Below are 12,890 nucleotides of genomic sequence, written 5' to 3' on the forward strand. Positions count from 1 at the left end.
ATTGCTTCATAAACCTGACTTACTTTAGTGTGAGACTCTTGATACTTTTGCTATCTGATCCGAGGATCAGCTCGCTTTCAATCAAGCGCCCACACTTATCGGCTGTTAATTTTTAAAGAGCATTCTGCTAGGGATCTTGAACCCCTCAGCAGCGCTGCGTTTTCAGCAGCAGAGAAGCGAGATTATTAACCGTTTTTTGAAACTCGTCAACAACTTTTTTAACTACTTCGTTGCGACGACTGCGGTTTAATTTCATATGCGCTGGAGTCGCTAGAACCGACTTCAACAGCACCGCTTCCCTTCCTCCCGCGCCGCGTTTCCGTTAGCGCGAAAGAGGCGAGATTCTAAGCACCTGCCCCCGTCTCCGCAACCCCCTTCGTGAAATATTTTTGACATGCGGTGCCCGCGGCCGTCGAGCCTCTCGATTGGTCATATATAAGCGAGCGCGGCAGCAGCAGCCGCGCTCGCCCGCGAACCGCCGCCGCATCGAACGCAACCTGCGTCACTCACCGTCCCACCATCGCCCTCACCACGCCGTCGCGCCGAATCAGCCCGTGATACAGCGCAGCCGCGAAGTGCGCGAGGAACGTCAAGAAGAACAGATAGGCCAGCACGCGATGCGCAACCCGAAGCCACGCGAACGTCACCGGATCGGCCGACACCAGCGCCGGCAATTGCACGCCGCCGCCCAGCGTCACCGGATATCCGCCCGCCGACAGCATCGCCCAGCCGATCAGCGGCATCGCGACCATCAGCGCATACAGCACGAGATGCGACCCGTGCGCGGCCACCTTTTGCCACCCCGGCAGATCGTCGGGCAACGCGGGCGGCTTCGACAGAATCCGCACGACGATCCGCACACACACCAGCACCAGCACCGCCACACCCAGCGGCTTGTGAATCGCCACCAGGACCTCGTGCCGCGCGGAAACCGACGCCACCATCCCTACCCCGATGAACAGCATCGCGAGGATCATCGCGGCCATCACCCAATGCAGCACCCGCGCCGGCCAGCTAAACGTCGTCGAAGCCTTCATCATCGTCCCTCCCCACTCAATCGCGCCACGCCCGCCACGCCGGCCTCTTCACTCGTGCGGCGCAGATACGAATCCGCATACGCGGCCGAGCGCGCCGCCAGCAACGGATCGCCCGACACCTGGATCCCCTGCGGCAGCACCGTCGGGTCGTAATTCACGTCGCGGCACGGGCCGCTGTCCTGCGCCGCCACGCGATCGAGCACGAGCGTGCCGGCGTCGATCGTCGTGCGCTGCGCGGGCCAGATCTTCGTCGCGTCGTCCACCGGGTCGCCGGGCTCGGCCAGCGTGACCAGCAGCTTCCACTTCTGCGCACCGGCCGCGATGCGCTGCGTCACGTCCTGCTGCAGCACGTTCGGATCGGCGGCCGTCGCGACGTCGCCGGCGCCCGCCGTCTGCTCCGGCACGACGCGCCACCGCACCGCCTGGCGCTTGCCGGCCGCGTCGACGAAGTAGAACGCGTTCAACCCGTAATAGCTTTCGGTGACGTAGCTTGCGCTCGGCTTCGCACCCTTCACCCATTGCAGGAAGGCGCCCGCCTCCGGATGCGCGCCGAAAAACGCCTTCACCTTCGCCGGGTCCGGTTTGCCTGTCTTCGGATCGGGCCGCGTCGCGAGCGTCTGCTCGTAGAACGCCTGCGGCGTCGCCACCGGAAACACCGGCATCGCGTTCATCCCGGTCCGCCATTGCTCGCCGTCCGGCGCGGTGAGCTTCAGCGCGAGGCTGCGGATCGGCACGCTGCTGTCGGGCGCGTACGGGTTGCCGCCCGGCAACGCGAAGCGCCCGACCACCGGCGTGCGCACCGCCTTGAAGAACGGCGCGACCGAATACGCGCTCGCGGCGCCGTTGCCTTCGAAGTAGCCGGTCACGCACACGCCCTTCGCGTGATTGCGCCGAAAGCCCGGGTGGACGCCGCTGTTGGTCTGCAGTGCGTCGACGAGCCGGTGCGGGGTCAGGCGCGCCGGCGCGAGCCACCCGCCGGCATACCCGAACGCCGCGGCCACGCCGGCCACCGCGCCGCCGATCACGGCCCAGCGCCACCACCCGCGCCCGGGCTCGCGCTGCGGCGAAGAAGACGAAGATTGCTTCATGAATGCACTCCCGATCGTCAGATCATTGTCGAACGCGCGTAGGACGCCGCCCGCGCCGCTTTATTCCACGAAAAGTTTTTTCGTATGCTGGAGGGAATAATCGGTGCCGACCGGCGTCCTACGCGGCATCCACGACCCTTTCGGCAACCGGCCCGGCCATGCCCTCCACCGCCCTCGACGACGACGCGTTGCGCGAACTCATCCCCCGGCTGCGGCGCTTCGCGCTGTGGCTGGCGCGCGACGTCCACGCGGCCGACGATCTCGTCCAGTCGACGCTCGAGCGCGCGCTGTCGCGCTGGACGAGCCGTCGCGACGACGCGTCGCTGCGCAGCTGGCTGTTCACGATCCTGTATCGGCAGTTTCTCGACGGCAAACGCAGCGCGAAGCGCTACGCGTGGCTGCTTGGCCGCATCCACGACGACGACGAAGCGCACTGGCCGTCCGCCGAACGCGAATTCGCGGCGCGCGCGACGCTCGAGGCGTTCGGCCAGCTCTCCGACGAACAGCGCAGCCTGCTGCTGCTCGTCGCGGTCGAAGGTTTCACCTATCAGGAAGTCGCCGACCTGCTCGACGTGCCGATCGGCACCGTGATGTCGCGGCTCTCGCGTGCGCGCCAGGCGCTGCGCCAGCTCAGCGACGGCGAACTGCCTGCTCCTTCCTTGCGGTTGATGAAGAAATGAACACGCCTCCAAACGAACACGACCTTCAGGCCTACGTCGACGGCCAGCTCGACGACGATGCGCGCGCCTCGGTGGAACGCTATCTCGCGCTACATCCGGAGCGCGCGGAACAAGTGAAGCAATGGCAGCAGGACACGCAGCGGTTGCGGGCCGCGCTGGAGAGCGTGCGGATGCCGGCGGATAATCCCGCGCTCGATCCGGCGGCGATTCGCGGCCGGCGGGCGGAGCGCACGCGGATGCGGTTCGCGATGGCGGCTTCGTTCGTGTTCTGCGTCGGGCTCGGGACGTTCGGCGGATGGCAGGCGCGCGGCTGGAACGCGCCGCCGCCCATCGCGCCGATGAGCGATGCGGTCAAGGCTTACCGGATGATGGTGGTCGATCAAACGGCGAAGGTCGATTACCGGCCGACCGGTGCGGGCGATTTGCAGGAGTGGCTCACCAGGCGCGTCGGTGCGTCGGCGAAGCTGCCGGATTTGAGCGCGGCGGGGTTCACACCAGTCGGCGGACGGTTGTTCACGACGGACAGCGGGGCCACGGCCGCGATGGTGCTCTATCAGGATGATGCGGGGCAAACGCTGAGCTTCTATCTCCGGCCGGCGGAATCGGAACATCGGCTGCTGCCGGCCGGGCAACGCGTGGACGGCGCGCTGCTGGCGCGGTATGGATCGGTGAACGGCCTCAACTATGCGGTGGTCGGGCCGGCCGGGAGTCTCGGGGAGAAAGCAGTCGTGCAGGCTCTCGATCAGCAGACTTGAAGTGATACGATGCGCGCCCGGATGGCGGTCGGTGGCGGCCGCCAGCGCCTTTTCCGGCGCGGCTCGGCGGGCTTGAACCGGCTCACGCTCACCGCTCGAATGCACAGCGTTTCGACTGACTTTCATCGGCTGTTATTCACATCCAGTCCGCGCCGGCGCCCTCGCCTTTAAAATCACAGGGTTTCGAGTCGCCGCGGAACAGGATATCCACATCGATCATGACGGTGCCGCATGCCGACTTCGATGGGTTCGCTCACCTTTGGCATGCACAGCGTTTCGGGTTGTTTTGGGCGCCGATATCCACAACCCGGGTGATTGACCAAGCGTCTTCGCCAGATTCGACTGCGCTCACCCGTTGAATGCACAGGGTTTCGAGTGGCTTCGAGTCAACGATATCCACAAGACATTCGACTTCCGGAAGTCGCACGCGATTTGTTCGCCGCCCTCTTTCATTGTCGGCAAAGCCTTGTCGGGCAAGACATTCAGGTCAACGAGCCCATCGAAACCGGAATGCTCACCTGTCGGGTGCACAGGGTTTCAACTGGATCGTGCGCCAGTTATCCACACACTGCCGCTCGCGCTTCGGGTCACTTCGTTCCGACTATCCCGAGAACCGCGCCGGTTTCCGGCGCGATGAGGTAGCGGATCGGCTCCGGATCGTCATCGAGCCACGTATTCGCCGCATGTCCATACGCGTTCGCAAATCGCGCGAACCCCTCGCGCTTGCGCGTCCAGTGCGACAAGCTCGTCACACGTTGAAGCAGCCAGAAAATCTTGCGCCGAGTGGCGTCGTCCGTCATGTCGTGCTGTTCGATCGTGTCCGTCACGATGGCTCCGCTACGCTCATGTCGGCGTGTCGTCGTTGCACAGGCCGCTACGTTCCAACACCTCCCGCAGGCATACCGGGCACACGAGCTCACCGGCGTCCCACAGCTGCACGAACATGGCCTCATCGTCGATGCGGAACGTCGATTCAACGATGTCGATATCCGGCCCGAGCACCTTGCGCAAGAACGTTTCGTCGAACCAATGCGTGGCGCCATGCTTCACGCTGGCATCGGTTACCCGCACGACGGGACAATCGCGGATCACGTCGATCGACAAGATCGCGGCCTCGATATCCGGTGACGTCCGCGTCGGCCGGATCAAGCCGTGCAACTCGCAGCGCGCGACGCCGCGCGGCCAATTCGCATTCGCCGCGACGACGGACGTGTCGAACGCCTGTTCCTTCGTCGTCGGTTTATAGGGCACCTCGCCGGAGCGCACGAGCAGTTCGTCCAGGCATGCCGAACACAGATGCGCACGCAAACGCTCCAGCGCCGCAATCTTCGGAAACGCCTTCACGTGCGCAACGTTGTCGACGAAAGTTGCATCGACCTCGTGTTCTTCGAGTTCGGCACGCAGCATCCACATTTCACGGCTGTACTTCGGCCGGTCGAGCGAAACCTTCACGAGTTCGCCGGGCGAAAACTGTCCGCGCTGCCGAATGCACACGGCAACGCCCGCCGATGTCGCGATCCCGTTATCGCGTCCGTGCCGACGGCACATGATCGGTCCCATTACCGGCTCCGGTGGCGGGCAGTACTGGTATCGCCGGGGTCTTGCTTCGATTTCATCTTATCGCTCGTCGTCATCGATGCGTCGTCCGTCGCGACGAGAAATACTCGGTGATCGTCGCGATCACGACCTGGTGCGTGGTGGTATCGACCGCTTCGCCCGGTGTCGTCTGCCGTGATCACCCTGCCTCCTTCCCGAGCCATCCGACGATCGCCGCGATATCTGCGTCGGAAAGCTGCCCGATACGCTCGACGGAAACACCGTAGTCGAGATCGAACTTCACGTTGAATCGCTCGCCCTTGTAGCGGCAACACAGGACTTCGGTTTCCGGTATCGACACGCGTTGCTCGAACATAATGTCGCCCGGATGTCGCTGCATCCGGTGTACGACTGCGTCGATATCGAGCGCGTGGAGGCGGGTCAACGAAGAATCGGTCACGTGCCGTGAGCTTGTCCGTCGGGCTTTGCATCCTGGATGCCGGCGATTCTACAGACATGAAGGCTTACGCATCGATCGATGCGCTTCACAGCGTTCCGCTTCGTTCATCCAGTCGCTGCACTCAGTGCATATCCCGAGCGGATCACAGTCGACGGACTGTGCTTATCCAAAGGTGTTAACAGCATTCGTATATATACGTAGTGGTAGTTAACAAACCCTGTGCGCCACAGTGGATAACATCCGTAACGCACTGAATTCTCGGCGCGAAGCGAAATGCATAACCCTGGGTGCGCGACGTGAACAGCGCCCGGCAGCACAGAACAACTTTTCGTCGATTCACAACCGCGCCGACATATCCTCAATCGTTCCACTGTGAATCCAGAGGCTTGCCGAATGGTTATCCAAAGGGGAATGTGGATAACACCGTCGCATATCGAAGCGTTTTGCTGTGAGGCGAACGGATGAAGCCAACGTTGCCGGCATCGCCAGCCGCGCAACATCGATCGTCAGCCCGCCGTGCGAGCGTTTCAAAAAATTTTCACGAAGGGGCTTGTGCTCCCCTAAAACCCTCTCTATAATTCGCGGCTTCTTAGGCTCGTAGCTCAGTTGGTTAGAGCACCACCTTGACATGGTGGGGGTCGTTGGTTCGAATCCAATCGAGCCTACCAACGAACAAAATGAAGGGGTCCGGCAGCACGACTTGCCTACAGGCAACACGGCTCGCCAAACATACGAACGCCACGCGGCAACTTCGCGTGGCGTTTTTCTTTTCCGGTCCGAAACGATGCGTGACGCCCCGATGCGTCATGTCGTGCGAACCGCGGCATCGCATCCTCCGTTCGACATCCCGACCTGCCACACAACGGCCGCTGCACGGCGCGTAGAATCGTCTGCGCATCGACGTGGCAGCTTCGCTCGTCGCCCGATTTCCACCGCATCAAAACAACGACGCGCGCTTCGCGCGCCTGAGAGCACACGACATGTCCGAGGTCACGACCGCCGCACCGCGCGCAAGCCACGACGAAATCGCCGCTTACGTCGGCAAGAAGGCCGACTGGTACGAACGAAAGTGGGCGATCGCCGAATCGCGCAAGAGCCGGCAGTCGTGGAACTGGGCCGCGTGCTTCCTCGGCCCGGTCTGGATGGCGTATCGATGCATGTACTGGCAGGCGGCCGCCGTGCTCGCCGGCACGCTGGGCATCACGCTGATCGAGTTGCTGTACTTCCCGGGATACTTCGAATCGAGCATGCTCGACCCGGCCACGATCGCGATCGCGGTGTCGCTCGGTTGGTACGGGAACGGCCTCTACAAGACGCACATCGCACGCAGGATCGAAAACCTGCGCCCGCACGCGACGTCCCGCGAATCGTTTCTCGCGCTGCTCGACGCGCAAGGCGGCACGAACTGGCTGGCGGCGGCCGGTTTCGCCGTCGCGACGCCGCTGCTCGGCGTACTGCTGTACATGGTCGGCAACGCCGGAGGCGGGATGTACTGATCGCGGTAGCCGGCGAACGGAACGCAGGGCGGAAAGAAGCGGGCGGGCGGCGCCGGCGGCATGCATGCGCATGACACACGGCGCATGCTCGCGCCACCATCCTCAATGCAGATGCTTCAATTTGTCAGGATTGCGCACGACATAGATCGCGACGATCTTCCCGTCGTCGATCTCGAGCGCAGTCGTCTGCAGCTCGCCATCAGCTTCCAGCGTGACGAAACCCGGCAGCCCGTTGATGAACCCGGCCCGGATGAGCTTCGACGCTTGCGTCGCGAACAGCTCGGCGAGGTGCGCATGCACCCGCATCACGAGTTCGAAGCCGAACACCGGCTTGCCGGCCGCGGTACGCTTGCCGCCGCCGTCCGAATGCAGGCTCACGTCCTCGGCGAGCATCGCGCCGAGTGCGCGCATGTCGCCGCTGCGTGACGCCGCGAAGAATGCTTCGGCCAGCTCGATCCCGCGCTGCTTGTCGACATGAAAACGCGGCCGCGCCTCGCGCACGTGCGTGCGTGCCCGTGCGGCGAGCTGCCGGCACGCGGCCGGGTCGCGCTGGATCGTCGTGGCGACTTCGTCGAATTCGAGGCCGAACACGTCGTGCAGCAGGAACGCCGCGCGTTCGAGCGGCGAGAGCCGTTCGAGCGCGAGCAGCAGCGGCAGCGTGACGTCGTCCTGTTGATCTTCCTCGACGACCGGCTCGGGCAGCCACGGGCCGATATAGGTTTCGCGCTGGTGCCGCGCGGACTTCAACTGATCGAGGCACATGCGCATCACCATGCGGCGCAGGAACGCCTCCGGCACGCGTACGTCGGTGCGGTCGACGTCCATCCAGCGGATGAACGCCTCCTGCACCATGTCCTCGGCATCCGCAACGGAACCGAGCATCCGGTACGCGACGCGGATCAGCGTGCGGCGCAGCGGATCGAAGCTCGCCGCCGCGTCGGCCCGTTCGTCGGCGCCGCCGTTGGCCGGGTCGAGGTTCGGCATCAGGCCACCATCTTCGCGGCGGCGGCCTTCGCGTCGGCCGGGTCGACCCACAGCCCGAAGCCGACGGCGAGCCGGTTCCAGCCGTTGATCACGTTGATCATCACCGTGAGTTTCACCTGTTCCTCCTCGCTGAAATGGTCGTTCAGCGCCGCATAGGCCGCTTCGTGCGCAGCGTGGCCCTCCGACAGCCGCGTGAGCGCGTCGGTCCAGCCGAGCGCCGCGCGCTCGCGGTCGGTGTAGCAGGGCGCTTCGCGCCACGCGGACAGCAGGTAGATGCGCTGCTCGGTCTCGCCTTGTTCGCGGGCCTCGGCGGTGTGCATGTTAATGCAGTTCGCGCACGCGTTGATCTGCGACGCGCGGATCTTGACCAACTCGATCAGCGTCGGCTCGAGGCTGCCGGCGGCGGCGACCGACACGGTCATCCAGTGCTTCATCAGCGCGGGGGCGGCGGCAAACGGATTGAGTTTCGCAGTCATGGTGGCTTCTCCTTTCGTGTGGGTTCCGCCGATATGACGAGCGAGCCCCCCGCGTGTGTGACATCGATGCAAAAAAATTTTCGGAACCGTCGAAGCGGGCAGCGGCAAGCGAAGGGCGAAGCCGTCGAGCAGGGCGCCACAGGACGCGATATCGACGGACGAATGGGGCGCATCGCGCCGTTCCGCCGACGAACGCGCGTCATCGACCTTTCATGCATGCCGTGCGGTTGTCACCGGACGTCAGCAGTGTGCAGTCGCGGGCACGTGCATTGCGTCCGTCGGCTCGAACCCGGCCGCGACGGCCGCCGACGGTTCGTCACGCGTGCGACGCCCTCATCGAAAATGCTTTCATTTTTCTTTCTGCTTCGTTTCATCGGAAATCCGATTCGCGACGTTCACATTTCTGGACCATACTGTTCTGCACGGGCAGACGAAGTGACGCCGCATCCGCGGCCCGGCGCGCGCGCCGGCTGCCCGACGACGCAGCAGCAGGTTGCACGTCAGCCGCGCGCATGCCAGCGCAAGGCTTTCCCTTTTCCGGCAACGCAACGCAGCAAATCGCGACGTGGACGGTAAACCGATGAGCCTCCTTGCATCACAGCTTCAGCGCCGTTACCAGGACGTGCGCGCCCATAGCGTCGCGCTGACCGCGACGCTGTCCGCCGAAGACCAGGCCGTGCAGTCGATGCCCGACGCGAGCCCGACGAAATGGCACCTCGCGCATACGACCTGGTTCTTCGAAACCGTCGTGCTGATGCGCCGCGTGCCCGGCTACGCGCCGTTCGACGACGCATTCCAGTTCCTCTTCAATTCCTATTACGAAGCGCTCGGCCCGCGCCATCCGCGACCGCAGCGCGGGCTGCTCACGCGTCCGTCGCTGGACGACGTGCATGCGTACCGGCAATACGTCGACGACGCGACGCTGCGCGCGCTGGCCGAGGCCGATGCGGCGCAGCTCGAGGCGATCGCGCCCGAGCTGGTGCTCGGCCTGCATCACGAGCAGCAGCATCAGGAACTGATCGTTACCGACATGCTGCATGCGTTCTCGTGCAACCCGTTGCGGCCGGCGTTCCGGCCGCGCACCGGCGCCGATGCGCAACGCGCGCTGGCTGCGGGTGACGCCGGCCCGTTGCGCTGGCTGCGTCAGCCGGGTGGGCTCGTCGAGATCGGCCACGACGGCGATGCGTTCTCGTTCGACAACGAGCGGCCGCGTCATACGGCGCTCGTGCGGCCGTACGAGATCGCGAATCGCCTCGTGACGAACGCGGAATTCGCGGCGTTCGTCGCGGACGGCGGCTATACGCGCCCCGAATTCTGGCTGTCCGACGGCTGGGCCACGGTGCAGCGGGAAGGGTGGCAAGGGCCCGCGTACTGGATGCCGGACGACGACGATGCGGCCGCCACGCGCGTGCGTCGCACCTTCGGCCTGCACGGCGTCGAACCGCTCGCGCCCGACGCGCCGGTGTGTCACGTGAGCTTCTACGAGGCGGCCGCGTATGCGGAATGGGCCGGCGCGCGGCTGCCGACCGAATTCGAATGGGAAACCGCGTTCGCGGCCGACGGCATCCGGCAGATGCTCGGGCATGTATGGCAGTGGACGCGTTCGTCCTACGAGCCGTATCCGGGCTTTCGGCCGCTCGCGGGTGTGGCGGCCGAATACAACGGCAAGTTCATGGTCGGCCAGCAGGTTCTGCGCGGCAGCAGCATCGCGACGCCGCCCGGGCACGAACGGCCGACGTACCGCAATTTCTTTCCGCCGGCGGCACGCTGGCAATTCACGGGAGTGCGACTTGCGCGAGACGTCTGACCTGACGGCCACGAGCGGTGGCCTGCAACCCGCCCGCGATGCGCGGCCGAGCGCGTTCGAGCGCGACCTGATCGACGGACTGTCGCGCACGCCGCGCAGCATTTCGCCGAAATACTTCTACGATGCGGCCGGCTCCGCGCTGTTCGACCGCATTTGCGAACTGCCGGAGTATTACCCGACGCGCACCGAGCTCGGCATCCTGCGCGAGCGCGCGGCCGAGATCGCGCAGCGTGTCGGCCCGCATGCGGACATCGTCGAATTCGGCGCGGGCTCGCTCGAGAAGATCCGCATCCTGCTCGACGCGTTCGCGAACAACTACACGAACGCGCCGGCGCGCTACGTGCCGATCGACATCTCGGCCGACCATCTGCACGGCGCGGCCACACGCCTGCGCGCCGCGTATCCGTGGCTCGACGTCGCGCCGCTCGCGGCCGACTACACGAAGGCCGAGCAACTGGCCGAGCTGACCGAAACGCCGCGGCGGCGCATCGGCTTCTTTCCCGGGTCGACGATCGGCAACTTCTCGCCGGAAGAGGCCGACACGTTCCTGCGGGACGCGGCGCGACTGCTGCGCGGCGGCGGCCTGCTGGTCGGCGCGGATCTCGTGAAGGACGAGCGCACGCTGCACGACGCGTACAACGACGCGCAGGGCGTGACCGCGCAGTTCAACCTGAACCTGCTGGCGCGCGCGAACGCCGAACTCGGCGCGGATTTCGACGTCGATGCGTTCTCGCACTGCGCGTTCTACGACCGCGAGCGGCAACGCATCGAGATGCATCTCGTCAGCGACGTCGCGCAGACCGTACACGTGCGCGGCCACGCGTTCAGCTTCGAAGCCGGCGAGCGCATCCACACGGAGAACTCGCACAAGTTCACGATCGACGGCTTCCATGCGATCGCGCGCCGCGCCGGGTTCGAACCCGATACCGTGTGGACCGACGCGGACAAGCTGTTCAGCGTGCACTGGTTGCGCAGTGTCGACGATATCCGCGCGTAATGCGCGCTGCGGCGAACCGCTCGCGCCGCAAGGCCACGGCGGTTCGCTCCCCGTGCCCCGGCGTGTTCGATCCGATCGCCGGTTTCGTACCGAAAATTCCCTTTTTACCGACCCGATGCATCGCCGCAACGATGTCCGGCATGCCGCCTCTCCCATGCTCCATCAGGCTTTGCGGGCACCCGTAAACGTCCGTTACTGCTCTCGCAGACCCGTTTCACCTGTGTCGGCGTCCGGTGCCTAGACTCCGAACCGTAGTCACACGACGCACGACACGTGCAGGGAGTCGCGAAATGAGCAAGAAACTTATTCTCGGTGCAGTTCTCGGTGTAGCGGCGCTGGCAGCCTCGGGCGTCGCATCGGCCCACGTCGACCTGTCGGTCGGCATCGGCGTGCCGGGCGTCTATGCGGCGCCGGCGCCCGTCTACGTGGCGCCGCCTCCGCCCGTGATGTACGCGCCGGTCGGCTATCGCGACGACGGTTGGCGCGGCGACGGCTGGCGTCAGCGCGAATGGCGCGAACACGAGTGGCGCCGCCGTGAATGGCGCGAGCACGAGTGGCGCGAGCGCGGCGGCTGGCGTGGCGGCCGCTGGGACTAAGCGGCTCGATCGATCATTCGAGAGGAGAGTGAAAACATGATGCCCGTTCGATACATCGGACTACGTGCCGCCGCCGCTGTCGTTGCGCTCGCAACGATCGGCAGCGCGCACGCGGCGGGCTGCATGAAGGGTGCGGTGGTCGGCGGTGTGGCCGGTCACTATGCGGGGCACCACGCGGTGGTCGGCGCCGTGGGCGGCTGTATCGTCGGCCATCACATGGCGAAGCAGCACGCGCAAGAGCAGGCCGCGCAACACAAGGCCGCCGCGCAGGGCATGCAGCCGCCGCAGTAAGCACCTCGTCACCTGGGCGACGTCGCGGCATCGCCCAGGTGCTTCGCCCCCGCGTTCATGCGTGCCCGCAATTGATCCGACGAATGCGTGCCGCACGCGTCGTTACGATCATTTACAACGTCGTGCTGCGCGAATTTCTCGCATTCATAAAATGCAGTCACGCAAACGCGCTCAAGGGAGCACCAAATGAAACAGCAACGATATCTGTCCGTCCTGGCGGCCGCGCTGCTCGCGCTCGGCTCGGTGTCTGCCCATGCGGCGGCCGGCGGCAACGGCGGGGGCAATGGCGGCGGTCATGGCGCAGGCGGCTCGGGCGGCAACGCAGGCGGCATGTCGGGCGGCCACATGAGCGGCCAGGCGCTGAGCAACTCGAACGGCATGCATGCCGGCGATCGGGACAAGGGCCTGTCGCGCGCGGCCGACCGTTCCGACACGATCGCCGATCGCGCCGGCACGCAACCGGGCCGCGGTCACTCGCACGCGCATGGCCATACCGCGCATGCGTCGACGTCCACGCATCATTCGCATCGCAACGCATTCGGCCGTACGCTGTAAGCGCAGCCTGTGAATGCACGGGAAGGGCGCTTCGGCGCCCTTTTTTCATGGCGAAAACGTAACGTGTCGGGCGAGCGAAAACATCGTGTCGACCCGATTTGCAACCAGCCGTAACGGCGTCGCCCGCACGCG

15 protein-coding genes and 1 tRNA gene are annotated in these 12,890 nt (G+C 65.2%); 9 read left to right on the forward strand and 7 right to left on the reverse strand.

Annotated elements, in window-relative coordinates; genetic code table 11:
- Window positions 1-506 precede the first annotated feature (506 nt).
- Entirely contained in the window at window positions 507-1,040 is a 534-nt protein-coding gene (locus WS61_RS20895; RefSeq protein ID WP_059503058.1) for a cytochrome b, read from the reverse strand.
- A complete protein-coding gene (locus WS61_RS20900; RefSeq protein WP_059503060.1) occupies window positions 1,037-2,125 on the reverse strand; it encodes a catalase family peroxidase in 1,089 nt (362 codons plus the stop codon). The genes WS61_RS20895 and WS61_RS20900 overlap by 4 nt, the downstream gene beginning before the upstream one ends.
- A 158-nt stretch (window positions 2,126-2,283) precedes the next feature.
- Between WS61_RS20900 and WS61_RS20905 the strand changes: the two genes are divergently transcribed.
- A complete protein-coding gene (locus tag WS61_RS20905) occupies window positions 2,284-2,805 on the forward strand; it encodes a sigma-70 family RNA polymerase sigma factor (protein ID WP_059503062.1) in 522 nt (173 codons plus the stop codon).
- Complete coding sequence (locus WS61_RS20910; RefSeq protein ID WP_059503064.1) at window positions 2,802-3,560, forward strand: anti-sigma factor; 759 nt, start codon at window positions 2,802-2,804, stop codon at window positions 3,558-3,560. Before WS61_RS20905 ends, WS61_RS20910 begins: the two co-directional genes overlap by 4 nt.
- Window positions 3,561-4,147: 587 nt before the next feature.
- Here the strand turns inward: WS61_RS20910 and WS61_RS20915 are convergent.
- The 3 genes from WS61_RS20915 to WS61_RS20925 all read right to left on the reverse strand — a co-directional run bounded on the left by WS61_RS20915 (window position 4,148) and on the right by WS61_RS20925 (window position 5,541).
- Complete coding sequence (locus tag WS61_RS20915) at window positions 4,148-4,387, reverse strand: hypothetical protein (RefSeq protein WP_059503066.1); 240 nt, start codon at window positions 4,385-4,387, stop codon at window positions 4,148-4,150.
- A 16-nt stretch (window positions 4,388-4,403) separates the two neighbouring features.
- Window positions 4,404-5,120 (reverse strand): hypothetical protein, encoded by a 717-nt coding sequence (locus WS61_RS20920; RefSeq protein WP_157692762.1) that lies wholly within the window; start codon window positions 5,118-5,120, stop codon window positions 4,404-4,406.
- 175 nt (window positions 5,121-5,295) lie between these two features.
- Complete coding sequence (locus WS61_RS20925; protein ID WP_257127313.1) at window positions 5,296-5,541, reverse strand: hypothetical protein; 246 nt, start codon at window positions 5,539-5,541, stop codon at window positions 5,296-5,298.
- Between the two features lie 606 nt (window positions 5,542-6,147).
- Here WS61_RS20925 and WS61_RS20930 point away from each other — a divergent pair.
- Window positions 6,148-6,224: transfer RNA gene (locus tag WS61_RS20930), tRNA-Val, on the forward strand.
- Window positions 6,225-6,536: 312 nt separating this feature from the next.
- Window positions 6,537-7,052: a DUF2628 domain-containing protein gene (locus tag WS61_RS20935; protein WP_059503071.1), complete on the forward strand. Its 516-nt coding sequence runs from the start codon at window positions 6,537-6,539 to the stop codon at window positions 7,050-7,052.
- Window positions 7,053-7,154: 102 nt separating this feature from the next.
- On the opposite strand, the gene WS61_RS20940 is transcribed toward WS61_RS20935, so the two are convergent.
- Both WS61_RS20940 and WS61_RS20945 read right to left on the reverse strand, forming a co-directional pair.
- Window positions 7,155-8,036 carry a sigma-70 family RNA polymerase sigma factor gene (locus WS61_RS20940; protein WP_059503074.1) on the reverse strand — a complete coding sequence of 294 codons (882 nt, stop codon included), beginning with the start codon at window positions 8,034-8,036 and terminating at the stop codon, window positions 7,155-7,157.
- Window positions 8,036-8,512: a carboxymuconolactone decarboxylase family protein gene (locus tag WS61_RS20945; RefSeq protein ID WP_059503076.1), complete on the reverse strand. Its 477-nt coding sequence runs from the start codon at window positions 8,510-8,512 to the stop codon at window positions 8,036-8,038. Before WS61_RS20945 ends, WS61_RS20940 begins: the two co-directional genes overlap by 1 nt.
- 580 nt (window positions 8,513-9,092) lie before the next feature.
- Between WS61_RS20945 and egtB the strand changes: the two genes are divergently transcribed.
- The 5 genes from egtB to WS61_RS20970 all read left to right on the forward strand — a co-directional run bounded on the left by egtB (window position 9,093) and on the right by WS61_RS20970 (window position 12,758).
- Window positions 9,093-10,319, forward strand: a complete 1,227-nt coding sequence (gene egtB / locus WS61_RS20950) for an ergothioneine biosynthesis protein EgtB (RefSeq protein ID WP_059503077.1) — start codon at window positions 9,093-9,095, stop codon at window positions 10,317-10,319.
- Window positions 10,303-11,316 carry an L-histidine N(alpha)-methyltransferase gene (gene egtD, locus WS61_RS20955; RefSeq protein WP_059503079.1) on the forward strand — a complete coding sequence of 338 codons (1,014 nt, stop codon included), beginning with the start codon at window positions 10,303-10,305 and terminating at the stop codon, window positions 11,314-11,316. Before egtB ends, egtD begins: the two co-directional genes overlap by 17 nt.
- A gap of 290 nt (window positions 11,317-11,606) precedes the next feature.
- Complete coding sequence (locus WS61_RS20960; protein ID WP_059503081.1) at window positions 11,607-11,912, forward strand: hypothetical protein; 306 nt, start codon at window positions 11,607-11,609, stop codon at window positions 11,910-11,912.
- A 36-nt stretch (window positions 11,913-11,948) separates the two neighbouring features.
- Entirely contained in the window at window positions 11,949-12,203 is a 255-nt protein-coding gene (locus tag WS61_RS20965; RefSeq protein ID WP_059503083.1) for a hypothetical protein, read from the forward strand.
- Between the two features lie 186 nt (window positions 12,204-12,389).
- Window positions 12,390-12,758 (forward strand): hypothetical protein, encoded by a 369-nt coding sequence (locus WS61_RS20970; protein WP_059503085.1) that lies wholly within the window; start codon window positions 12,390-12,392, stop codon window positions 12,756-12,758.
- Window positions 12,759-12,890 lie beyond the last annotated feature (132 nt).

It is taken from the genome of Burkholderia sp. ABCPW 11 (genome assembly GCF_001523445.1).
Taxonomy (GTDB): Bacteria; Pseudomonadota; Gammaproteobacteria; order Burkholderiales; family Burkholderiaceae; genus Burkholderia.

Excerpts from the sequence above, each read along its gene's own strand:
- WS61_RS20895 (WP_059503058.1), bottom strand. The coding sequence starts at position 1,040 with ATGATGAAGGCTTCGACGACGTTTAGCTGGCCGGCGCGGGTGCTGCAT.
- egtB (WP_059503077.1), top strand. The coding sequence starts at position 9,093 with ATGAGCCTCCTTGCATCACAGCTTCAGCGCCGTTACCAGGACGTGCGC.
- WS61_RS20905 (WP_059503062.1), top strand. The coding sequence starts at position 2,284 with ATGCCCTCCACCGCCCTCGACGACGACGCGTTGCGCGAACTCATCCCC.
- WS61_RS20965 (WP_059503083.1), top strand. The coding sequence starts at position 11,949 with ATGATGCCCGTTCGATACATCGGACTACGTGCCGCCGCCGCTGTCGTT.
- WS61_RS20970 (WP_059503085.1), top strand. The coding sequence starts at position 12,390 with ATGAAACAGCAACGATATCTGTCCGTCCTGGCGGCCGCGCTGCTCGCG.
- WS61_RS20960 (WP_059503081.1), top strand. The coding sequence starts at position 11,607 with ATGAGCAAGAAACTTATTCTCGGTGCAGTTCTCGGTGTAGCGGCGCTG.
- WS61_RS20945 (WP_059503076.1), bottom strand. The coding sequence starts at position 8,512 with ATGACTGCGAAACTCAATCCGTTTGCCGCCGCCCCCGCGCTGATGAAG.
- WS61_RS20920 (WP_157692762.1), bottom strand. The coding sequence starts at position 5,120 with ATGGGACCGATCATGTGCCGTCGGCACGGACGCGATAACGGGATCGCG.
- WS61_RS20900 (WP_059503060.1), bottom strand. The coding sequence starts at position 2,125 with ATGAAGCAATCTTCGTCTTCTTCGCCGCAGCGCGAGCCCGGGCGCGGG.
- WS61_RS20935 (WP_059503071.1), top strand. The coding sequence starts at position 6,537 with ATGTCCGAGGTCACGACCGCCGCACCGCGCGCAAGCCACGACGAAATC.
- WS61_RS20910 (WP_059503064.1), top strand. The coding sequence starts at position 2,802 with ATGAACACGCCTCCAAACGAACACGACCTTCAGGCCTACGTCGACGGC.
- WS61_RS20940 (WP_059503074.1), bottom strand. The coding sequence starts at position 8,036 with ATGCCGAACCTCGACCCGGCCAACGGCGGCGCCGACGAACGGGCCGAC.